17 protein-coding genes and 2 tRNA genes are annotated in these 22714 nt (G+C 69.2%); 11 read left to right on the top strand and 8 right to left on the bottom strand.

Features of this window, described 5'->3' with window-relative positions; translation table 11 throughout:
* Positions 1–253: 253 nt before the first annotated feature.
* The 3 genes from DEIGR_RS12485 to plsY all read right to left on the bottom strand — a co-directional run bounded on the left by DEIGR_RS12485 (position 254) and on the right by plsY (position 1851).
* Positions 254–778, bottom strand: a complete 525-nt coding sequence (locus DEIGR_RS12485; protein ID WP_058977717.1) for a hypothetical protein — start codon at positions 776–778, stop codon at positions 254–256.
* Between the two features lie 45 nt (positions 779–823).
* Positions 824–1123: a hypothetical protein gene (locus DEIGR_RS12480; RefSeq protein ID WP_058977715.1), complete on the bottom strand. Its 300-nt coding sequence runs from the start codon at positions 1121–1123 to the stop codon at positions 824–826.
* A gap of 137 nt (positions 1124–1260) precedes the next feature.
* Positions 1261–1851, bottom strand: a complete 591-nt coding sequence (gene plsY / locus DEIGR_RS12475; RefSeq protein WP_058977713.1) for a glycerol-3-phosphate 1-O-acyltransferase PlsY — start codon at positions 1849–1851, stop codon at positions 1261–1263.
* A 100-nt stretch (positions 1852–1951) separates the two neighbouring features.
* Between plsY and DEIGR_RS12470 the strand changes: the two genes are divergently transcribed.
* Both DEIGR_RS12470 and DEIGR_RS12465 read left to right on the top strand, forming a co-directional pair.
* Positions 1952–2041: transfer RNA gene (locus tag DEIGR_RS12470), tRNA-Ser, on the top strand.
* Positions 2042–2413: 372 nt separating this feature from the next.
* Complete coding sequence (locus DEIGR_RS12465) at positions 2414–3694, top strand: hypothetical protein (RefSeq protein WP_058977711.1); 1281 nt, start codon at positions 2414–2416, stop codon at positions 3692–3694.
* Positions 3695–3752: 58 nt separating this feature from the next.
* On the opposite strand, the gene DEIGR_RS12460 is transcribed toward DEIGR_RS12465, so the two are convergent.
* Positions 3753–4925, bottom strand: coding sequence for an MFS transporter (locus DEIGR_RS12460; protein WP_058977709.1), 1173 nt, complete (start codon positions 4923–4925; stop codon positions 3753–3755).
* Positions 4926–4949: 24 nt separating this feature from the next.
* Positions 4950–5372 carry a cobalamin B12-binding domain-containing protein gene (locus DEIGR_RS12455; RefSeq protein WP_058977707.1) on the bottom strand — a complete coding sequence of 141 codons (423 nt, stop codon included), beginning with the start codon at positions 5370–5372 and terminating at the stop codon, positions 4950–4952.
* A 162-nt stretch (positions 5373–5534) separates the two neighbouring features.
* Between DEIGR_RS12455 and DEIGR_RS12450 the strand changes: the two genes are divergently transcribed.
* Positions 5535–6653, top strand: coding sequence for an META domain-containing protein (locus DEIGR_RS12450; RefSeq protein WP_058977705.1), 1119 nt, complete (start codon positions 5535–5537; stop codon positions 6651–6653).
* A 63-nt stretch (positions 6654–6716) separates the two neighbouring features.
* Here the strand turns inward: DEIGR_RS12450 and DEIGR_RS12445 are convergent, their stop codons facing one another.
* Positions 6717–8705, bottom strand: a complete 1989-nt coding sequence (locus tag DEIGR_RS12445) for an alpha-amylase family glycosyl hydrolase (RefSeq protein WP_169796855.1) — start codon at positions 8703–8705, stop codon at positions 6717–6719.
* Positions 8706–8832: 127 nt separating this feature from the next.
* A complete protein-coding gene (locus tag DEIGR_RS12440) occupies positions 8833–9948 on the bottom strand; it encodes an alpha/beta hydrolase (protein ID WP_058977703.1) in 1116 nt (371 codons plus the stop codon).
* A 254-nt stretch (positions 9949–10202) separates the two neighbouring features.
* Here DEIGR_RS12440 and lon point away from each other — a divergent pair, with 254 nt between their 5' ends.
* The 7 genes from lon (at position 10203) to ppk1 (ending at position 20519) form a co-directional block, all read left to right on the top strand.
* Entirely contained in the window at positions 10203–12650 is a 2448-nt protein-coding gene (gene lon / locus DEIGR_RS12435) for an endopeptidase La (protein ID WP_058977701.1), read from the top strand.
* Positions 12651–12736: 86 nt separating this feature from the next.
* Complete coding sequence (locus DEIGR_RS12430; RefSeq protein WP_058977699.1) at positions 12737–13609, top strand: hypothetical protein; 873 nt, start codon at positions 12737–12739, stop codon at positions 13607–13609.
* 41 nt (positions 13610–13650) lie between these two features.
* Entirely contained in the window at positions 13651–14178 is a 528-nt protein-coding gene (locus tag DEIGR_RS12425; RefSeq protein ID WP_058977697.1) for a YqgE/AlgH family protein, read from the top strand.
* Between the two features lie 143 nt (positions 14179–14321).
* Entirely contained in the window at positions 14322–16685 is a 2364-nt protein-coding gene (locus tag DEIGR_RS12420; RefSeq protein ID WP_058977695.1) for a hypothetical protein, read from the top strand.
* Positions 16685–17725, top strand: coding sequence for a hypothetical protein (locus DEIGR_RS12415; protein WP_058977693.1), 1041 nt, complete (start codon positions 16685–16687; stop codon positions 17723–17725). Before DEIGR_RS12420 ends, DEIGR_RS12415 begins: the two co-directional genes overlap by 1 nt.
* A gap of 47 nt (positions 17726–17772) precedes the next feature.
* Complete coding sequence (locus DEIGR_RS12410; protein ID WP_058977691.1) at positions 17773–18291, top strand: hypothetical protein; 519 nt, start codon at positions 17773–17775, stop codon at positions 18289–18291.
* 107 nt (positions 18292–18398) lie between these two features.
* The gene (gene ppk1, locus DEIGR_RS12405; RefSeq protein ID WP_083524047.1) at positions 18399–20519 is read left to right on the top strand and encodes a polyphosphate kinase 1; all 2121 of its coding nucleotides are present in this window, start codon (positions 18399–18401) and stop codon (positions 20517–20519) included.
* Positions 20520–20644: 125 nt separating this feature from the next.
* On the opposite strand, the gene DEIGR_RS12400 is transcribed toward ppk1, so the two are convergent.
* The gene (locus DEIGR_RS12400; RefSeq protein WP_046844297.1) at positions 20645–22324 is read right to left on the bottom strand and encodes a 30S ribosomal protein S1; all 1680 of its coding nucleotides are present in this window, start codon (positions 22322–22324) and stop codon (positions 20645–20647) included.
* Positions 22325–22618: 294 nt separating this feature from the next.
* Between DEIGR_RS12400 and DEIGR_RS12395 the strand changes: the two genes are divergently transcribed.
* Positions 22619–22692, top strand: a tRNA-Gln gene (locus tag DEIGR_RS12395).
* Positions 22693–22714 lie beyond the last annotated feature (22 nt).

The following is a 22714-nucleotide window of genomic DNA, read 5'->3' as shown; positions in this document are numbered from 1 at the left end:
TGCGCCCCAGCGTAGGGGCTGCCCGGGTGGGGGTCAAGGCTGCCTGCCTAGCGTGAAGGGACGGTGGAGCTGGCCCCGACTCGCGCTGGGGTGCAGGGCGCATCTGGGGAAGTGCGGGTCATACGGGTTCCGTTTGTTTCGTTAACAGATCGGAACTCCACCGATCTGTCAACTCCACGTCCGGAACCCGCTTCTCTCCCGCTCGCTCCGCTCGGGTTGAAAGATTTTGCAAACCTTTCAACCGGAGTCCGTATCAGAGGTTCACGGGCCACCCGTCCACGCCCTGGTGGATGCAGGGCCCGGCGGTGGGGACGGTCAGGGTGATGGTCGTCATGGAGGTGAACGTGTTCATGTCGAGCATCCCGTCCCGCTGGACGGTCAGCGTCCCGAACGTCCGGGGGTCGAGGCTCTGCGTGGCGAGCCAGTCCGTCAGGTCGCGGACCTGGGGGCCGCTCAGGTTCAGGCAGGTGCGTCCGGCGCGGCCCAGGAACTCCTGCATCAGGTTCAGTTGCGTTCCGCTGAGGGTGTGCCTGGGCACCCTGATCTGCAGGTCGCGGATGGGCTGCTTGGGTGCGGCACTCGTGGTGAACGAGAAGAAGAAGTCCGGTTCGGTCAGGCTCCGCACGATGAACCCGTCGCGTCCGGTCTTCCAGATCGCCGTGCCGGTCACGGCCACCTGCGCCAGCGTGGTCGGCGCGGCGCTGACCCGGGTGGGAGCGGTCTGGGCCTGAGCGGCAGGCAGGGTCAGCAGGGCGGCCAGCAGCAGGGAGCGGGTCATGCCTCACGGTACGCGGGCGGACGGGCAGGAGTTGCCGCAGGTGCGTTACTTGCGCCTGCGTAGGAAGCTCAGCCACCCGGCGCGTTCGGGTTGCCGGGCCGGGGCGAAGTCCTCCATCTTGATTTCCGCTTCGGGGTGCGGCGCGGCTTCCCAGCCGTACTCGGTGGCGATCAGGCCGCCCAGGCGTCCGGCGGCGTACAGGGCGTGCGTGCGTTCCTGTTCCTCGGTGACGGCGCGGGGGTCGGCGAGGGACTGCAGCATGGCCTGCAGGCTCTCGTCGTCGCAGGTCCAGTGACCCTGGGTGAAGATGGCTTCCTTGCCGTACACGCGAATCCTGGCCGTCATGCGTTCCTCGGGGTGCCCGCCCGCGCGGGCTGAAGGGTGGGGTGGGTTGTGGGACCGGACCAGCATAGCGTACAGGGCACGCAAATGCAGGGGCAGGTGCGGCCGTCACGCCGCACCTGCCCCTTGTTGCTTCGGGGTCAGCTTTTCTGGCCGAAGCGGCGTTCGTTCCCGGCGGTCAGGCGGCCCACGTTGTCGCGGTGCTGCCAGATCAGCAGCGCGGCCAGGGCGGTCACGACGAGGCCCAGCCAACCGGGGCCGACCAGGAACGCGGTGAAGGCGGCCGCGACCGCGGCCAGGATGCTCCCGGCGGACACGAAGCGCGTGAGCCACACGGTCGTCATGAAGATCACGAAGAACGCGAGGCCCGCGACGGGCAGCAGCGCGGCGACCGCGCCGAAGGTCGTGGCGACGCCCTTGCCGCCCCGGAAGCGCAGGAACGGGCTGAAGTTGTGCCCGATGACGGCGGCGACGCCGCACGCGGCCATGACGGGCAGGCCGAGGTCCAGGTGGTACGCGGCCAGGACGGCCAGGACGCCCTTGAGAATGTCGAAGAGGGCGACCGCCAGGCCGGGGCCGTTGCCCAGGGAGCGCTGCACGTTGGTGGCGCCGCTGTTGCCGCTGCCGACCGTGCGGATGTCCACGCCACGGGTGCGGGCCACCCACGCGGCGGCGGGGATCGCCCCGAGCAGGTAGGAGAAGAGAACCGTCAGCACGGCAGAAAGGGTCACGGTTGCATGATAGGCCAGTCGTCTTACACCGGGTTTACTTCGGGGGGGGTTCAGGCGTGGCTTGCACTTCCCCCCGGAAGCCGCTACTCTGCTGTGCGCTGGAACGGTGTCCGAGTGGTTGAAGGAGCACGCCTGGAAAGCGTGTATAGGTGCAAGCTTATCGAGGGTTCGAATCCCTCCCGTTCCGCCAGATGCGTCGGGGCTCCCACATGGGGGCCCCGACGCCGTTCTGCGGATGGTGGTGGGGGCGTGCTTTACCACAATGGGCGGGCGTGTGCTGCCGCAGAGTTGTTGAACCGAGTCGATTTTTGGACCGGGAGGACTTTTTTTTGTCCGGGCGGGGGGGGTACGGTGTGCGTCGCACCAACAACTCATACGGACTCCGATTGAATGGCTGACGAAGCCGTTCAATCCGAGTGGAGCGAGTAGGAGCCGAAGCGGGTTCCGGACGTGAAGTTGGCAACCCGGTGCTGTCCCGGGTTGTCAACGAAACAAACGGAATCCGTATCAGCCCATGCCGGAAACCGGTTTCCGGCGCTCTTTCTCTGCCCGGAGGCCCATCATGATCCGTCGCCTTGCCATCCTGCCGTTCCTGCTGCCCGCCCTGCTCGCCGCCTGCGGCAGCCCCTCCGCCCCCACCGGCACCCCCACCGCCCAGCCGGGCCTGCCCGACGGCTTCAGCGCCGCCCTGGTCGCCGAGGCCGCCAAGGGCGGCACCGCCAGCACCCTGCGCGCGCAGGCCGCCAGCTGCCCCAACCAGCTGGCCCTCCCGTACGGCCAGAGCGGCCTGGACACCGGCCTGTACTGGTACAGCAAGGGTGAAACCGGTTCCCTGGGCGGCGTGGGCTGCAAGGCCCGCGCGGACGGCGCCGCCATGACCGGCTACTACGACCCCGCCAGGCCCGTGCTGGTGTTCGTGCACGGCTGGCAGAACGGCAGCACCGTCGCCGGCGTGCGCGACAACTTCTACTTCAGCGAGGCCAGCCGCAACGTCGCCGACGCCTGGATCGACGCCGGGTGGAACGTCGCCCTGTACCAGTGGACCCAGCTGGCCGACGACGAGGGCACGGCGGGCGCCCCGTACCACTCGCAGGCGAAGATCTGGACGCCCACCTACACCTACACCGACGCCCTGGGCCGCGCGCAGAACATCAACATGCGCTACCGCACCCCCAGCGGCACGTACGCCACGACCGGCATGCCCACCGTCAGCGCCGGGCAGCTGTTCTACACGGCGTACAAGAGCGCCCTGAGCCAGTGGACGTACGCCGGGACCGAGGGCGTGCGCGTCATGGGCCACTCGCTGGGCGCGCAGATGGCCCTCGCCATGACCGAGAAGGCCTACGCCGACACGGCCCTGAGCGCCGCCAAACGGCCCAAACGTGTCGTCCTGGCGGACCCCTACTGGACCCCCGCCAGCGCCGGGTCCGGTCACAGCTACGCGTTCCTCAGCCCCGACGTGAACCCCGCCGCGCGCAGCGCCCGCATCGCGCAGACCCTCAAGGGGCAGGGCGTGGCGGTCGAGTGGATCAAGTCCAGCCGCGTGAACGACCTGGGCGGCGACAACAACACGGGCATGGCGAAATTCATCAGCCGCACCGAGGTCTTCCCCGAGTACGTGTTCGATCTGAACCCCGCCAGCGGCGTGGCCCGCAAGCACGGCGTCGCGCCCCGCTGGTACCTGTGGAGCAGATCCTTCGCCGCCAAGACGGCCGTCAGCGCCGCGAACACCCTGAGCGGGGCGACCACCGTCATGAACAGCGGCGTGCGCTACGATCAGAACGCCGGGCGCAGCACCACCACCCCCGGTGACGACACCTTCGTCAGCGCCGCGAACCCCTGAACCGGGGAAGGGGAGGGGGCACCGGGAGTCGCTTCCCCGGTGCCCCCTCTGCCCTGCGTTACGCCCGTGCGGGGCGGGCGCGCCACGCGCTGATCAGCGGCAGGGCCGCCAGGACCGCGCAGGTGACCGCCAGTGCCGGGAAGCCCGCCCGCGCGATCACTGCGCCGCCCAGCAGGGTCCCCAGCCCGGCCGCGACGTACCCCAGCGCGTCGGTCACGCCCTGCGCCGCCGGGAAGCGCGTCAGGGCCTTGCTGCCCGCCACGAATGAGAGGTTCCAGCCGAGCCCCAGCAGGAACATGCTGACCGCCAGCCACACCTGACCGCTCAGGGGCGCCGTCAGGGCTGCGGCCGCAAGGAGCAGCGCGCCGCTCACGTACCCGAAGCGCAGGCCCAGCCGGTCGATCAGCGGGCCGGTCAGCCAGCCGAACCCGAACATGCCCAGGATGTGCCCGCTGATCAGCGCGGCCACCTGCGCGTGATCCATCCCCATGTGGTGCGCCCGCAGTGGCGTGAGGCTCATCAGGGTGACCATCAGCCCCTGCGCGGTCGCCACGGCCAGCGCCGTGGACTTCACGCCGGGAATCCGGAACGCCTCCGCCAGGGACAGGCGCTCGCGCCTCACCACGCTCGGGCCGCTCAGGGGCTGCCAGGACAGGATCAGCAGCGCGGCCACGCCCAGCAGCGCGCCGCCCACCAGCCAGCCCGTGACCTCCGGCGTGGCGCCCAGGACAGTCCCCAGCCGCTCGATGGGGTGCGAGAACCCGGTCATCACGAACGACCCCAGCACGCTCATGAGCATCAGCGCGCCCAGTGCGGTCCCGCGCCGCGCCTCGGGGACGCTCTCGGCGGCGGCGTAACGGGCCTGCTGGTACCCGCCCTGCGCGGCACCCATCAGCATCGCGCCGGTCAGGAACAGCGGCGTGAGCCCCGCGCGGGCACCCAGGAAACCCACCAGCGCCCCGACCGTCCCCAGCGCGAACGCCACGCTCAGGCCCGCGCGGCGGCCCCGGCGCAGCATCAGCGCCCCGAACAGCCCCGCCGACGTCGCCGCCGCCGCCTGGATCAGCGTGCTGGGCAGCCCGGCCAGCGCCTCGCTGCCCAGCCCCGACATGATCAGGCTCGCCAGCACCGTGCTGACGGTGGTCGCCCCGGTCGCCAGCGCCTGCGCGGCGTACAGCGGCGCCAACCGCGCGGCCCCGCTCAGCGTGGCGGGGCGGGCGGCGTCACTCACGGCAGGCGGCGCTCAGGGCAGGGGTCACGCCTCGCCCTGCGCCTGCCAGCGGGCCTGCACGGCGCCGCGCAGGTACGTCGCGGCGTCCTCGGTGCTGGCACCCGGCGTGAACACGCGCCCCACGCCCAGTTCCTGCAGGGTGGGCAGGTCCTGATCGGGGATGATGCCGCCCCCGAACACGATGATGTCCCCGGCGCCCTTTTCGCGCAGCAGGCCCATGACCTCGCGGAAGTAGTGCATGTGCGCGCCGGACAGGACGCTCAGGCCGATGGCGTCCACGTCCTCCTGCACGGCGGCGTTCACGATCATCTCGGCGGTCTGGCGCAGGCCGGTGTAGATGACTTCCATGCCCGCGTCGCGCAGGGCGCGCGCCACGACCTTCGCGCCCCGGTCATGGCCGTCCATGCCGGGTTTGGCGATCAGCACTCGAATTCGGCGGTCTTCCATGGTTCCTCCGGTGCCCGCCGGGCCGCGGCGCCTGCGCGGGGCAGGGCTCCGGGAACCTAACGGGCGTTTGGGCGCATTCTACGCGCTGCCCGGCGCGGCCGTCCCGCCCTGAGGCACGCAGGTCATCACCCGCCCGTCAGATTCACGGTGTACAACCCTCTCATGAGTGCCCTGCTGAACTCGCTGACCCTGGCCGCCCTGGCCGCACCATCCTCCGCCCCGGCCAGCCCGGCGGGCGTCACCTGGACGCTGGGCACCATCCAGCCCGCCGGGCGCGGCGCGATCACGCCCGGCGCGGCCCTGGCACGCCCCACCCTGCGCCTGGACGGCAGCGGCGCGGCGCTGAAACTCACGGGGAACACCGGGTGCAGCCCCCTGAGCGCGCAGGCGGCGCTGAAGGGCAGCGCGCTCGTGGTGCGCGGCGTGCAGGCGGGCGGCAGCGAACGCTGCACCGACGCCGCCCTGAGCCTGCGCGAGGACTACCTGCGCCTCCTGAACGCCACCACCCGCTACGACCTGAGTGGCGACACCCTGATCCTCAGTGGCGGGGCGGGCCGCCTGACCTTCACCCGCACCGGAGGCGCGATGACACAGACCCCCACCGACTCCCTGGACGGCACCTGGCAGATGCGCGTCACGCCCGGCCCGGCCGGACCGGAACGCGGGCAGGCGGCGCTGCGCTTCACGTTCAACGGGTCGAAGGTGACGGTCGCGGGCCTGACCGGCTGCAACACCGTGACCGCCTCGGGCGCGCTGGTGGGCCCGCAGGTCGTGCTGGGTCCGGTGATGTCCACCCGCCGCATGTGCCCCGGCACGGCCGGAGTGGCCGAGAACCGCCTGCTGGGCCTGCTGCGCGCCCCGCTGACTATCGAGCGGCAGGGCGCCGCGCTGGTCCTGCGTGGCCAGAGCGGCCAGCTGACCCTGACCCGCGCGCCCGTCCCGGCCACCCCCGGCAGCGTCCTGCCCGACCCGGCCGCCACGTACACCCTGACCCGCCTGAACGGGCAGCCTGCCCCGCAGACCCTGCGCCCGGTCACGCTGACCTTCAAGGACGGGCGGCTGGGCGGCAGTGACGGCTGCAACAGCGTGGGCGGCGCGTACGTGATCCGCGCGGGCCGCGTGGAACTGGACGGCGGGCTGATGGGCACGAAGATGGCCTGCGCGGACCAGCCGGACCTGGGCTTCCAGTCGTTCTTCGAGCAGCGGCCCACCCTGAGCGTGCAGGGCAGCACCCTGATCCTGAAGACGGCCGAGGACACCTGGGAATTCCAGGCGCGCTGAAGTCAGGCACACAGAGGAGGCCCCGGGGAACGTCCCGTGGGGCCTCCTCTGCCTGGAGTGGCGTTACTGCCAGGTGCCGCCGTTGTAGGTCGTGCTGCCCGTGGCGGGCGTGGTGAGGGTGCGGTTGCTGCCGCCTTCCCAGGTGACGCTGGCGCCGCTGTCGCCGGGTTTCTTGATGAACTTGAACTGCGCGGCGACGCTGGGCGGCAGGCTGACGGTGGTCTTCCAGGTGCAGGTGCTGCCCGAGCAGCCGCTGGGCGTCATGGCCAGCGCGGAGGCGGTGTTCCACGCGCCCAGGTCCGCGCGGTCCCCGACGAGGTACACGTCCTGCCCGAAGTACGTGCTGGCGCTGACCTGGAAGGTGACCTGCACGGCCGCGCCGCCCGTGCCGCCGGTGCCGGTCGCTCCGGCGCGGTAGATGCCCATCTTCCCGGCGCCGATCGTGACGGGCAGTTTGCCGCTGGCGACGGTGGCGCTGGCCGGGGCTCCCTCGGCGAGCAGATCGTTGAAGACCGTGCCGTTGCTCAGGGCGCTCTTGTCGGTCGCGCTGATGCCCGCGTTGCCCTGAATGTCGAGGTTCACGGTCGCGGCGCTGGCCGAGGTGTTCAGGACGACGATGACGCGGTTGGTGCCGCTGCCACGGTAGAAGGCGTACACGTTCTGCCCGCCGTTGGGGCGCCACATCTCGGCGTAGTTGCCCTTCCACAGGGCGGCGTTGCCCTTGCGAATACCGATGAGTTTCTTCGTCAGGTCGTACGTGACTTTCGGGTTGCCGCCGCCCGCCACGAAGTTCGCCTGGGTGGCGTTGCGGCCGGTGTCCGTCCAGGCCCAGGCGGGCATGTCGCGTCGGTTGTCGGGGTCGTTGCCGCCGTACATGCCGAGTTCGTTGCCGTAGTACACCTGCGGGATGCCGGGCAGGGTCATCAGGAGGCCCATGGCGTTCCCGTAGCGGGCGCGGATCTCGGTCTCGGCGACGCCGCTGCCGGGTTCGTTCACGAAGCGCGGCACGTCGTGGTTGTCCAGCAGGTTCACCTGCAGCAGCGTGCGGTCCAGGCCCAGGGTGCCCAGGGTGTCCTGCATGCTGCCCGCGACCCGGTCGAGGCTCCCGGCCTTCCCGACCGAGTCCACGAGCGCCTGCCGCAGCGGGAAGTTGAACGTCGAGTCGAAACCGGCGTCCAGGAACGGCTTGAGCTGGGCGGCGCTGCCGGACAGGAACGCCTCGCCCAGCAGGAACGTGTTCGGTCGCGCGGCGAGGACGCCGGGCACCCAGGAGTTCTGCCAGTAGCTGTTGGGGACGTGCTTGACGGTGTCCATGCGGATGGCGTCCACGGCGTAGTTCGTGACCCAGGTCTTGCTCAGGTTGGTCAGGTACGTGGCGACGGCGCTGTCCTCCTGCCGGAAGTCCGGCAGGCCCGCCAGCGGGCAGACGATCTCGTCGCCGGTGCAGTTGCTGTGGAACCAGGAGGGGTTCTGGGTGGTGATCCGCGCGCCGTACCCGGCGTGGTTGACGACCATGTCCATCATGTATTTCTGCCCGCCGGCCTTCAGGTCGCTGATCAGGCCGGTGAGGTCGGCGCTCGTGCCGAACTTGGGTTCGATGGCGGTGTCGTTGGGGTTGGTGTAGTCGGGCCAGTAGCCGTGGTAGCCGCAGGAATTGCCGTTGACGATGCCGACCTGCTTGTACACGGGGGTGGTCCAGACGGCGGTGGCGCCCAGGTCGCGGATGTACCCGAGTTTGTTGCGCAGGCCCTGGATGTCGCCGCCGTGGAATTTGGTGGGGCTGGCCGGGTCGAAGCAGTTCGGCTGGCCCAGCCCGTCGTTGGAAGTAGTTCCATTCGAGAAACGGTCAGGCATGACGAGGTAGATCACCTGCTGCCGCCAGGCGTCGATGTTCGTGCCACTGATGGCCTGTGCACTGACCGGCGTGGTGCTGGCTTTCCCGCTGGAAACGGTTCCATCAAGGGCAGGCGTCGGGGCGGAGGAGCAGGCGGAAAGAAGAAGGGCAGCCGAGAGGACTGCCGCGCCGGAGCGAGCCAGGACAGAGCGGTTCATGCGAAACCTCCATGGAATGGTTCCACAACGGCGTGGAACCGGTTTCAGGATTTTTGGTGCCCGGCAATCATAATCGACGGCACACCCGTTCCCGCAAGAGACCCCGCCGGTCCAGACAGACTGAAATCTAGACAGGTTGTCCAGATCTGCTTGCAGGGCGCTCAAAAAGCCCACCCGCCACTTCTGCGCCGCGCCACCAGCGCAGGAAGGCGGGCAGGCGTTCGCGCCACGCGGGTTCGTCGTGCCAGTGGCCCTCGCCGACCGTGAAGTGCGCCTCGGCGACGTGCGGGGCGAGCTGCGCGGTCAGGTCGCGGGCCAGTGTGAGGACCTCCTGCGCGCCCTGCACGCTGCTGCCCTCGTGGTCGCCGATGTCCACCCACACGCGCGAGTGCGGGTCGCCGCGCCCGGCCATCCAGCGCAGGAACGCGAAGTCGGCGGGCCACACGGCGGGACTGAACACGCCCAGCGTGCCGTACGTGCCGGGGTCGCGCAGGCCCGCGTACGCGGTGATCAGCCCACCGAACGAGGACCCGGCCAGCGCGGTGTCCTGCGCGGAGACGGGGCCGAAGCGGGCGTGCAGGTGCGGCAGGAGGGTGTCCCTGAGCCAGTCGGCATACTCGTCTGCGCCGCTGCTCTGGTCGTTCAGGTCGAAGGGGAACGGCACGTAGCGGCGGTTGCGGTCGTCGTTCACGGGCAGCGCGGCAATCCGGACCGGGTACCCGGCGTCCGCGAGGGCCTGCGCGGCCCCGGCGGCGTCCCAGCTGTCCCCGGCGAAGGTGCGGGCCTCGTCGAAGGCGTTCTGGCCGTCGTGCAGGATCAGCAGCGGCAGCGGTCCCTCGTGCCTGGCGGGCCACCACAGGCGCACGGACTGCGCGCCCCAGGGGGCGTCCAGCACGGTCTCCTCGCGCGGTGGGGCGCTGCGCGGCGGGCGGCCCGCGCCTTCGCTGGCGTCCTGCCAGCCCGCCACGGTCAGGAGCACAGTGGTGTCGCCATGAACTTTGATGCGGTGCGCGCGGGCGCGGCCGCCCCAGGCGTCGCCCTCCTCGGTGGTGGTGCCGTCCGGGTTCACGCGGCGCACCGTCGCCTGCGCCAGCAGACCGTCTGGCAGCTCGGTGTGCAGCACACCATCCCGGAAGGTCCAGCCCGTGGGGTCGTCGCTCCAGGCGCGGTGGTCGCCGGTCAGGAACAGCGTGCCCGGTGGGGTGCCGGGCGGCAGGGTCAGCCTGAAGGTCACGCGGGGCATGCGATCAGTCTAGGAGGGGAGGGCCGGGGTAGAGGAGTGGTGAAGGTCTCGTCAGCTTCGCGTGAGGGTTGTGTCAGGCGCGCAGCGGTAGGCTTTTGTCGTGGAGGACGAGGTTTGAAGTGATCCCGTCCGGGTCGGCTGCGGCTTGCCCACACCCCGGAAACTTGATATAGTCGCACTCAAGTTTCCTGGATGCAGGAGTTTCAGGAACCCGCTCTCACCAAGACCCCACCCGGGCGAAAAGGAGTTCCGAGATGCCCACCAACACCCTCCCCAGCAACGTCCCCGTCTGCCCGGTCCGCGGCAGCGTGATCTACCCCACGATGGTCCAGCACATCGACGCCAGCCGCGCCCTCTCCATCGGCGCGATCGAGGCGGCCATGGCCAGCGACAAGGTCATCCTGATCGTCTCTCAGCGCGACAAGGACATCGACGACCCCAAGGGCAGCGACCTGTACGACGTCGGCACCGCCTGCAACGTCCTGCGCGTGCGCAAGAACCCCGACGGCACCGTGCAGATGCTCGTGTCCGCCGTCGCGCGCGTCCGCGCCACCAACTACCAGCGTGGCGACCACCTCAGCGCCGACATCACCCCCCTGGCCGCCGAGGCCGACGACACCGTCGAACTCCAGGCCCTGGGCCGTGAACTGCGCGAACGCTTCGACGCCCTCGCCAGCGGCGGCAAACTGAACGCCGAGACCGTCCAGACCATCCACAGCAAGGAAGACCTGGGCGAGATGGCCGACCACATCGCCTTCAACCTCGACTTCAAACTGGACGACAAGCAGGCGCTGCTGGAACTGCCCAGCCTGACCGGCCGCATCCGCAAACTGCTCACCCTGCTCGACACCGAGAAGGAAGTGCAGGAAGTGCAGGCCAAGATCCGCGCGCAGGTCAAGGAAGAGATCGACAAGAACCAGCGCGAGTACTACCTGCGCGAACAGATGAAGGTCATCCAGAAGGAACTCCAGGGCGGCGAGGACGGCGAGGACGGCGACGAGGCCGAAGCCTTCCGCGCCAAGCTCGACACCCTCGACCTGCGCCCCGAGGTCCGCAAGGACATCGACCGCGAAGTGAACCGCCTGGCGCGCATGCACCCCGACGCCGCCGAGGCCAGCGTCATCCGCACGTACCTCACCTGGATCACCGAACTGCCCTGGAACACCCGCAGCGACGACCAGCTGGACGTCATGCAGGCCTCCCAGATCCTCGACGACGACCACTACGGCCTGGAGAAGGTCAAGGACCGCGTCCTGGAATTCCTCGCCGTGCGCCGCCTGCGCAAGGAACGCGCCGAACGCGGCGAACTGAGCGCCGAGGACGTCAACAAGGGCCCGATCCTGGTGTTCACCGGCCCTCCCGGTGTCGGCAAGACGTCAATCGCGCAGAGCATCGCCAAGGCGCTGGGCCGCAAATACGTCCGCATCGCCCTGGGCGGCGCCCGCGACGAGAGCGACATCCGTGGGCACCGCCGCACGTACATCGGCGCGATGCCCGGCCGCCTCATTCAGGGCATCCGCACCGCGGGCACCAAGAACCCCGTCATCCTCCTCGACGAGGTCGACAAGCTCGGCAGCTCCTACCAGGGCGACCCCTCGGCGGCCCTGCTGGAAGTGCTCGACCCCTCGCAGAACCAGCACTTCACCGACCACTACCTCGGCGTGCCGTTCGACCTGAGCGAGGTCATGTTCATCGCCACCGCCAACTACCCCGAGCAGATCCCCCCGGCGCTGATGGACCGAATGGAAGTCATCGACTTCAACAGCTACATCGAGCAGGAAAAACTCGAGATCGCCAAACGCTACCTGCTGCCCCGCCAGCTCATGGCGAACGGCCTGAAAGCCAACCAGATCGCGTTCACCGATTCCGCGCTGGAAAAACTCATCAGCCACTACACCCGCGAGGCCGGTGTGCGCAACCTGGAACGCGAGATCGGCACGGTCGCCCGCAAGGTCGCCCGCCGCGTCGCCACCGGCGAGGTCAAACGCGTCAAGGTCACGGACAAGGAACTCGACCGGTACCTCGGGCAGGCCCGCCACATCCCCGAAACCGAAGGCAAGGAAGACATGGTCGGCGTCTCGACCGGCATGTTCTACACCCCGGTCGGCGGTGACATCCTGTTCGTCGAGACCAGCACCAGCCCCGGCAAGGGCCTCGTCCTGACCGGCCAGCTCGGCGACGTCATGAAAGAAAGCGCCCGCGCCGCCCTGACGTACATCAAGGCGAACGCCGAACGCTTCCACATCGACAAAGCCCGCATCGACGACAGCGAGATCCACGTGCACGTCCCCGCCGGAGCGATCCCCAAGGAAGGCCCCAGCGCCGGTGGCGCCATGGTCACCAGCCTCATCAGCGCCCTGACCGGCATCCCCGCCCGCCACGACGTCGCCATGACCGGCGAGATGACCCTCACCGGCCGCTACCTGCCCATCGGCGGCCTGAAAGAGAAAGTGCTGGGCGCCCGCCGCGCCGGCATCAAGCACATCATCCTGCCCAAGGCCAACGAGGGCGACCTGCGCGACATCCCCCTGCACCTGCGCACCACCATGCGCTTCCACCCCTGCGAGACCGTGGATCAGGTGCTGGACGTGGCCCTCGTCGGCGGCCTGAAAGCCCTTGAGACGCCCCGTGACGGCAGCCCCGCCCCCACCCTCCCCGCCCCCAAACGCAAGAGCGCCCGCCGCAGCGACGCCCGCGCGTAACCGAACTTCCCGCTGCTCCCCGTCCACGCCGGACGGGGAGTTTTTTTGCACGCCGCGCGCACGCCATCGCACTATCCTGCCAGGACATGCGCCGCCTGCTCCCCCTGCTCCTCCTGACCACCCTGACCACTGCCCACGCCGCGTACTGTTACGACGTGCCGGGCGAGGACCGTACGCTGCTGCCCCGCTTCCAGGGCGCGCCCCGTCAGGTCACCGAGGAACGTCGCGTCTCCGACCCTGCCGCGCCGGACGAACCCGCCCGCACCACCACGCGCACGTTCACCTTCCAGGGCAGCCGGATGACGCAGGTGCAGACCCGCGCTCCCGGTGACCAGACCTGGACGCTGCTCACCCTGACCGGCCAGGCCGGGTACCAACGTGCCTGGGTCGGCCTGGAGGGCGTGTTCAGCGGGAGGAGTGTCACGCTCGCGCAGTTGCAGAAGCAGCCGCGCGAGCCGATCACGCTGACCTTCGACACTCAGGGGCGGCTGACCGCCTACAGCGGCGTCTGGGAGGACCAGACCCTCCAGGCGATGAAGGAACAGGTCAGCTGCACGTATTCCGCAGCGAAACGGCAGGTGGTGGAGCGAGTCACCCGCGCCGGGCTCATCAGTCAGGTGACCGCCGCACAACTTGACACGGAAGGCCGCCTGATCAGCAGGGAGATCGTCGCGACCCTCCCCGGGTCGGGGCTGCGAAACACGCGGCAGTCCACCTACATCTACGCCCCGGGCGGCTCAGGCATCCGAGTCGAGGAGACAGCCAACGGGCAGACCCTTCCAGCCGTGCTGTTGACCACCGATGCGGCCGGGCGCGTGACGCACATCGAGATGGCCGACCTGGGAGACGTGCAGGAACAGTGGCGGATCGAGTACGACGCGCGGGGCAACTGGGTGCGGCAGGTCGGGACCATGCAGGGGCAGACGTTCATGACCATCACGCGCCGCATCACATACTGAATGGGCCTGAATGCCCGCGTGGGTCGCGCTATCCTGTCGGTATGAGTGCGCCCGTGACGTTCCTGGTGGCCAGCCCGCACCTGCGCGGCAGCCTGTTCGAGGGAACCGTGATCCTGCTGCTGGAGCACGACACGAAGGGCGCGATGGGCTTGATCGTGAACGCGCCCATGACCCAGAGCGTGCAGGAGCTGATGCCGGAACTGACGGGGCACCCGGAGGTGGCGTGGCTGGGCGGTCCGGTGGACCCGACGCTGGGCTGGTGTCTGTACGCGCAGCCGGTGGACATGGAGGGCGAACTGCGCCTTCTGCCGGGCCTGACGGTGTCCAGTAGTCTGGATGTGCTGCGGGCGGTGGAGCGTAGCGGGCAGCCGTTCATGCTGGTGCTGGGGTACGCCGGGTGGGGTCCGGGCCAGCTGACCGAGGAGGCGCGCGAGGGGACGTGGGTGTGGGTGGAACAGTCCACGCCGGATCTGCTGTGGGATGTGCCCGCCGAGGAGCGTTGGCAGTCGGCGCTGGACCGCCTGGGTGTGGACGCCTCGCGGATCGTGCCGGGCGGCGCACAGGCGTAACGCGGCAGAGCAGCGCGGCTTCATGGAGGGTTGACCGGTCTGCATGGCCGGTCATTTCCGTTTGTGTGAACGGGTGGTCACCTCTAGACTGGCGTGTCCACTCTGCCGCGCTGTCCCCCGATTCGATTCCAGCAGGTGCCGTCATGCTCGAACAACCGCAACGCAAGGGCCAGAAGGCCAAGCCGAAACAGCCCACCGCCAAGACCGCCGCGCGTCCCGCTCAGCCTGCCCCGCTGAAGGTGGGGCGCACGCCTGCCGCGCCCCGCAGGGGCGTGAAGGCCGCGCCGATGATCGGGCCGCAACTGCCGCCCGGCGCGCGCAAAACCACACCCAGGACGCTGCCAACACCGAACCTGAAGGTCACGGGTCGTCCCGCCGCGCCGCCCCGCGAGGCCGGGGGGGTCATGGGGTTCTTCCGCAAGCAGCTGACCGGCCTGCACGCCAGCGCCGCGAAGAACCTGCCGGGCCTGCTGGAGGGCGCGAAGAAGGTCGTCAAGGGCGCCGCCGGCTTCGTGAAGAACCCAGTCAAGGGGGTCATCAATGGCGCGAAAGCCGTCGGGAAGTTCGCCGGGGCCAAGGTCGAGCAGTTCCGGAAGTGGTACGCCACGCCGGAAGGCAAGGCGAAATTCTGGAAGGGCGTCGCCCTGACCGCCGTCGCGGCTGTCACCGTCGCCACCGGCGGGGCACTCACGGCGCCCGCGCTGGCCCTGGCGGCCGGGATCAGCGCCGGGGGCGGCATCGCCGCGCAGGTCGTGGAAAACAAGGTCTTCAACGCCGCCGCGAAAGCCAAGGCGCAGAAGGACAAGAAGTACACGTTCAAGGAGCGCGCCGCCTTCCAGGGCGTCACCGCCAGGAGCATCGCCGTGGACGCCATCGTGGGCAGCGTGGGCGGCCCCGTATTCAAGTTCGCCGGGAAGGCCGTCGTCGGCGTGGGCCGCGCTCTCGGCAAGGGGCTCACGCCCGCCGCGCGGGGACTGGCGCACCTCGCACAGGGCGCCGTGAAAGGAAGCGGGAAGGCCGCCGCGAAACTCGCCCGGCGCGTCCTGCCTGCCGGTGCGAAAACGGTCCTGAAGAACGCCGGGCGACTGGCGCAGAAGTACCTCACGCAACCCGTGGCCCGCGCCGCCACCAACGTCAAGAATGCCGTCACGACCGCCGCCGGCAACGCCTCCGCGAAGGTCGGCTACGCCGCCCGCAAGGTCCGCGTCATGACCACCCGCCGCGCCCGGCAGGCCCGCGCGTACCTGAAAGCCCAGACGCCCACCCTCCGGAAACTCGCCAGCAAGGGCGCAGACGCCATCACCGGCACCGTCCGCAAGGGCGTGCAGGGCCTGCGCACCCTCGACCGCACCCTCCTGACGGGCCTGCGCAACCACGTCCGCCAGAGCCCCATCCTGAAAGCCGCCCGGAAGCTGAGGGACGCCGTGGACGGCGCCGGGAACACCCTCAGCCGCAAACTCACGAACGGCCGCGTCAAGGCCGCCGACCGCGTGGACGCCTGGAAGGCCACCCTGGGCGGCAAGATCAGCCAGACCAGCGTCGCCCGGCACGCCCGGCACCTCAAGGAAACCACCGTCCAGCGCCTCGACGACCTGATCGCCCGCAATCCCGACGGGCACGTCGCCAAGGCCATCGTGGAATTCCGCGCCAGCGGCACCGCCATCCGCACGCACCTGAACAAGGTCTGGACGGACGCCAGCCACGACCTGAACAAGGACCTCTCGCGCCTGCTGGGCCGCCACGGCAGCGTCCAGGCGGACTTCAAGGCCCTGGCCGAGCAGGGCGCCCCCCTGACGTACGGGGCGGAAGTCGCTCACGCCCGCGCCCTGGCCGAGAAACGCCTGCGGGACAAGGTCGCGCAGGACACCGAGGCGGCCCTGCTGGCACGCCGGAGTGGAAACAGCGCTGCGATAAGTGACCAGATGAGGCAGAGTATCAAGCGTGACGCGCAACTGCGTGCCGATCAGGAGGTGACGAAGGCCGCCGACCTGCTGACCCGTCAGGCCGAGACGTTCGTCGCTCGCCATCCGTCCACAAACCTCCAGACGCTGGCCATGAAGACCGAGGCGCTGAACGCGTCGAAGAAGGCCATGGAGCGGTACTTCGGGAAGAACGCTGCCGACAGGGGCGCGTTCGAGCGGCTGGGCATGGCGCTGACCACCCCGGCCCGCGTGCCGATCAACGAGCGGATCGAGAAGTACGGCAAGGTGATCCAGGCGCTGCGCAGCACCACGCCGCTGGCGTCGGTGGTCACCGTGGGATCCGAGGCCGTGGACGAGGTCCTCAGCAAGGCCGCCGAGTCGGCCATCGCCGCGCCCGTGAAGGCCAAGGCGAAGGAACTCAAGGGCGAGCAGGACGAGAAGCCTAAGAAGAAAGCCACCGAGGAAGAGGCCAATGGCCTGCTGAAGGTCGCCGAGGACATCCTCAAGGAAGTCTTCCCCAGCCTGAACCCGGACGACATCGTGGATGACATGAGCAAGCAGGCGAACATGAAGGCCGGAGACTGATGTTCGGCCTGTTCAGGAAGAAGCAGGCGGAACCGCATCTGCGCCAGGGTGTCGAGGTGGGGGAGATGCGCCTCTCGGCCAATCTGGTCATGCATGAGATGGCGAAACTCGATGACACTCTCTCGAACTACCAGATGGATGAAGAGACCGAGGACGTTCAATTCGACTACCGGGGAATTCATGTCGAGGCGCCATTCATCCGCAATGCGCTCGGTCTGTCTCTGACGACGCGGGTGCCGGAGTGCAACATTCTGCGGGCGGGGTCGGTGGCGGAGAAGGCGTTCGCGTACCGCTGCATCGATCACGTGTGCTCGACGTGCGCGGGGGTGCGGGCGCTGTTCGATCCGGTGTCCGGCGAGCTGGTGCTGGGCGTGGAGTCGGCAGGTTTCGACCGGCAGTTCCGGGCCGACACCTTGATCGACGTGGCGCTGTTCATGCTGGAAGAGGGCGTGATGGCGGCGCGGGCGTACCTGGGGCTGCCGTTCACGGAGGCTGTGCGGCCCAGCGTGTCGCAGTGGCTGGGCGGCTTCCATTACGGCGAGGGCTTCAACGTGTACCCGACGGTGTCGGATGCGTTCGCGGTGTTCATGCGCAAGAAGTACCAGGCCGAGGAACTGAGCCGGGATGCGACGTCGATCCTGCTCGCGTCGGGGCCGCTGCGCTTCGACGTGCGGTTCTTCGGGTGGCGCTTCGGGTATATGGTCGAGACGGCGACGCGTGGCTTTCGTCACGCCGCGCTGGATGACGGGCGGTACGTGCGGATTCAGGAGCGGCTCGCGCAGCTGGTGCGGGAGCCGGGGAACGCGGCGGACAGCGGCTGGAACTTCCGTGATCCGGCCGGGTCTGCGATTGCGTACTTCCGGCCGGACGGGACGTTCGTGGTGGGTGAGTACGGGTTCGGGAACGCGAAGACCGAGGAGAACGGCGCGGCGTTCGAGCGGGTGGCGACGCGGCACCTGCTGAACATGCGGTACATGACGTTCCTCGCGGAGGAATTCCCGCAGGAGCTGTACTCGGACGAGGCGAACCGACCTAACTGAGAAGTCCATCCGCCCCGGCGTGGGCGGGTGTGGACTGGAGGAGTGACATGGCTGCGCAGACGGTGAAGAAGAAGGTCGTGAAGGTCGCCCCCCCGCCCCGGCCAGCGGTGACGCTGCCCGAGGGGCTGGCGGCGGTGCGGGACGCGCTGGGGGCGCTGGGCTTCGCGGTGCAGGCCGACGCGGAGTCCGGGCTGGCGTTCATGTTCGAGGGCGGGCAGTACTACGTGCCCGTGCAGGGGGACGACGCGACGTTCTACCACCTGCTGTTCCCCAACTTCTGGGCGCTGGAGTCCGACGAGGAGTACGGGCAGGCGCTGTTCGCGTGTGACGCCGTGAACCGTGAGGCGAAGCTGGTGAAGCTGCACACCGTGGACGGCGACGTGTGGGCGGGCGTGGAGGTGCTACACGCGCAGCCGCAGGAGTTCGTGGCGGCCCTGCCGCGGTACCTGTCGTTCCTGCAGGAGGCGGTGCGGGCCTTCCGGGACGTGATGCTCGCCGCGCAGGAGGCCGGGGACGCGGAAGAGATCGAGGACGTCCCGCAGGCGCGGCCCGAACCCGTGGCCTGAGCCTGTCGGTGGCCCGGTGGGCGCGGTGAGGGGGCGCGTGTGGGTGGGCCGTGCTGTAATGCGGTGACGGCCCGCTGACCTTCACCCCGTTTACTGCTCAAGGAGTCATGACTGTGCCTGCTGAAAAGTCCCTGCCTGCCCGTTCCGTTTCCTCTCGTGGCCGCCCGCGGCGGAAGGAGGAACCCGGAGGGGGCGACGTGCGGACCCACAGCGCGGTCGCCAACCCCGAGAGTCCGTTCCTGAACCGCGAGCTGTCGTGGCTGGCGTTCAACGAGCGGGTGCTGGCCGAGGCGCGGGACGAGCGCAACCCGCCGCTGGAGCGGCTGAAGTACGCGGCGATCTGCGGCAGCAACCTCGACGAGTTCTTCATGGTGCGCGTGGCGGGCGTGCACCGCCAGATCGCGGCGGGCGTGAACACGCCGGGCCCGGACGGCCTGCTGCCCCGCGAGACGCTGGCGCTCGTGCGGGAGCGGACGCAGAGCATGCTGCGCGAGATCGAACGGGTGACCCGCAAGACCCTGCGTGACCTGAACGCGGCGGGCGTGCGCTTCGCGCGGGTGTCGGACCTGGGCAAGCGGGCGCGGGCGCAGCTGCGCGAACATTACCTCGCGGAGATCCAGCCGGTTCTGACGCCGCTGGTCGTGGACCCCAGCCACCCGTTTCCGTACCTGAGCAACCTGAGCCTGAACCTCGCGGTGCTGCTGGAGGGCGGCGACGGGGAGGACCCGGAATTCGCGCGGGTGAAGGTGCCGGTGGGGGTGCTGCCGCGCGCGGTGTGCATCGCCAACACGATCCTGCTGCTGGAGGACGTGATCGCCGCGCACATCGGCGAACTGTTCAAGGGCCGCACCGTGCTGGCCGCGCACGCGTTCCGCGTGACCCGCAACACCGACTACGAGTTCGAGGAGGAGGAGGCCGAGGATCTGCTCGCCACCATCGAGGACGGCCTGCGGCGGCGGCGCTTCGGGTCGGCGGTGCGGCTGGAGGTCATGCGCGACACCCCGCCGGGCATCACGGCCTTCCTGCAGGAGCGGCTGCGGCTCGCGCCGGAGGATATCTTCCTGCTCGACGGCCCGCTCGGCTCGGCGGACCTGATGGGTCTGCCGGTGAAACGCCCGGACCTGAGCTTCCCGGAGTTCGCGCCCGCCGTGCCGGACCTCGACGGTGACGAGGACAGCGGCATCTTCGACACGCTGCGCGACGGGGACGTGCTGCTGCACCACCCGTACGACGGGTTCACGAACATCCTCGATTTCCTGGAGGAGGCCAGCCGTGACCCGCAGGTGCTGGCGATCAAGCAGACGCTGTACCGCACCGGGGATGATCCCCGCCTGCTCGCGGCGCTGCGCACGGCCGCGGAGAACGGCAAGCAGGTCGTGGCGCTGATCGAACTCAAGGCGCGCTTCGACGAACAGCGCAACATCTCCTGGGCGCGCAAACTGGAGCGGGCCGGGGCGCACGTCGTGTACGGCGTGGCGGGCCTGAAGACCCACGCGAAGGTCACCATGATCGTCCGCCGCGAGGACGGTGGCCTGCGCCGCTACGTGCACATCGGCACCGGGAACTACAACGCGAAGACCGCGCGGCTGTACACCGACCTGAGCCTGCTGTCCGCCAACCCGGATCTGGGCGCGGACGTCGCGGAGCTGTTCAACCACCTGACCGGCTACGCCGAAGCCGAATACACGCACCTGCTGGTCGCGCCGGACACGGCCCGCACAGGCTTCGAGGCGCTGCTGGACCGCGAGGCCGCGCACGCCCGCGACGGTCTGGACGCCTGGGTGCGCGTGAAGGTGAATCAGCTGACCGACCCGGGCATGGTCGAGGCGCTGTGCCGCGCCGCGCAGGCGGGCGTGCGGGTGGAACTGATCATCCGTGGGGTGTGCTGCCTGCGCCCGGGCGTGCCGGGCCTGTCGCAGAACGTGCGGGTGCGCAGCCTGCTGGGCCGCTACCTGGAACACGCCCGCGTGTACGCCTTCGGGAACGGCGGCAGCCCCGAGGTGTACTTCGGCAGTGCCGACTGGATGAGCCGCAACCTGGACCGCCGCGTGGAGGTGATCGCGCCCGTGCTGGACGACCGGCACCGCGAGGCGTTCCTGAGCATCCTGGACACCGAGTGGGCCGACACGCGTGGCTCGTGGGAACTGAACGCCGACGGCGAGTACATGAAGATCCCGGGGGATTTCAGCGCGCAGGGAACCTTCGCGGCGGCGCGGCACCCGCTGTAACTCAGGTCGAAAGTGGGGGAAGGGGAGGCCCATAGTGTGGCCTCCCCTCCTTTCCGTCCGGACCAATCTATCCAGACCAACAAGAACCCCCCGGTGCGGACACCGGGGGGCCTTGAAGAGGGGGGTTAGCCCTGCTCTTCTTCGGTCTTCTTGTCGCCGCCCAGGCCGAACTGGGCGAACAGGTCGGCGTACACGTCGCCGAGCTTGGTGCTGATCTTGCCGCCCTGCTGGGCGTCCTTGGCGTTGTAGGCGTAGTCGGCGCCACCTTCACGGCGACGGCCACCGCCGCGCTGACCACCCTGGCCACCGCTGTAGCGGTCGCTGCGGGCGCCGCCACCTTGGCTGACGTAGTCACGCTGGGTGGGGGCCGCGCCGCCACCGAGGAAGCGGCGACGGCTGAGGCTGGCGCGCTGCTCGACGGGGTCGATGTTCAGGATGACGGCTTCGATCTCGTCGCCCTTCTTGAACAGGTCGGCGGGGTTGTTGACGCGGTTCAGGTCGAGTTCGCTGATGTGGATCAGGCCCTCGATGCCTTCTTCGATCTCCATGAACACGCCGAAGTCGGTCATGCCGGTGATCTTGCCCTTCACGGGGGTGCCGGGCGGGTAGCGGTCAGGCAGGGCGCTCCAGGGATCGTCCGTGGTCTGACGAATACCCAGGCTGATGCGGCGGTCCTTCGGATCGATGCGCAGGATGACGGCTTCGACCTCGTCGCCTTCCTTCATCACTTCGTTGGGGTGACGGACGCGCTTGGTCCAGCTCATCTCGCTGACGTGCACCAGACCTTCGAGGCCGCTTTCGAGTTCGACGAACGCACCGAAGTTGGTGAGGTTCGTGACCTTGCCGGTGACCTTCTGGCCGATGCTGTAGCGGTCAGTGGCGCCTTCCCAGGGGTCCTGGGTGAGGGCCTTCATGCTCAGGTTGATGCGTTCACGGTCGTTGTCCACGTCCATGACCTGCACCTGAACCTTGTCGCCCACCTTGACCACGTCGCGGGGGTGGTTGAAGCGGCCGTAGGTCAGTTCGCTGCGGTGAACAAGGCCGTCGATGCCGCCCAGGTTCACGAACACGCCGAAGTCGGTGATTTCGACGACTTCGCCTTCGAACTGCGCGCCGGCTTCCAGCTGGCCGACCGTGGCTTCACGGGCCTGCGCCTTCTGGGCTTCCAGGATGGCGCGGTGGCTGATGATCACGCGGTTGCGCTTGCGGTTCAGCTCGATGAGCTTGACCATCAGGGGCTTGCCCACGTAGGGGTCGAGGTCGTTCACGCGGCGGGTGTCCACCTGCGACGCGGGCAGGAAGGCGCGGATGCCCTCGACCTGCGCGACCAGACCGCCACGGACCTTCTCGAGCACCTCGACTTCGAAGGCTTCCTCGGCTTCCTGCATCTTCTCCAGGACGCGCCAGCCCTTGTCCTGATCGGCCCGTTTCTTGGACAGGACGATCTGGCTGTTGGGCAGGTCGACGCGCACGACGTACGCCTCGATCTGCTCGCCGGACTTGTACATTTCCTGGGCCTGCTCCAGCGTGACGGGCTCGTCGCCCAGCTGGTTCAGGGGAATGATGCCTTCGACCTTGGCGCCGATATCCACGGCAATGCCTTCCTGGCCGATGAACACGATGGTCCCGTCGACGATGTCGCCGCGGCTGACGTTCTGGGGCTCCTGCGCCTCACTGGCGAGGATGTCCTCCATGGTCATCGCGGGGTACTCGCGCTCCTCCACGGGGGTAGGGGTGCTGGGGGTGGTGCCCGTCGTGGGCTGAGTCCCGCCTTGCTGGGCGGGGGTCTGGGTGTTGTCTTCCATGAACTCCTGTCCTCCTGGGCGTGTGGCACGGGGGCCGCACGCCAGCCTGATACCTGCTTCCCGTGCGGGTCCGGTCCGGTGGACCGGGTGCATACGGCGCGGCAACACCTCAGTGTACCAGAGTCAAAGGACTTGCGGCAACTGCGATCTAAACGCGGTCCAGCGATACTTGCCGCGTGTCCGCCCTGACGGGCCCCCGCCCGGCGCTGGAGGGGGGTGCTTGACGAATGCGCGCAGGGGCCTCTATACTTCCCCACGCTTCACCCGACGGCGAAGCGACAGCAGGACCCGTGTTGGGGCATCGTCTAATGGCAGGACACCAGTCTCTGACACTGTCGATCTAGGTTCGAGTCCTAGTGCCCCAGCCAGAACACCCACCCGAAAGGGTGG

Origin of the sequence: Deinococcus grandis, assembly GCF_001485435.1 — a bacterium.
Taxonomy (GTDB): Bacteria; Deinococcota; Deinococci; order Deinococcales; family Deinococcaceae; genus Deinococcus; species Deinococcus grandis.
The sequence above is the reverse complement of the archived record's forward strand: the minus strand, read 5'-3'. Positions and strand labels throughout refer to the sequence as shown.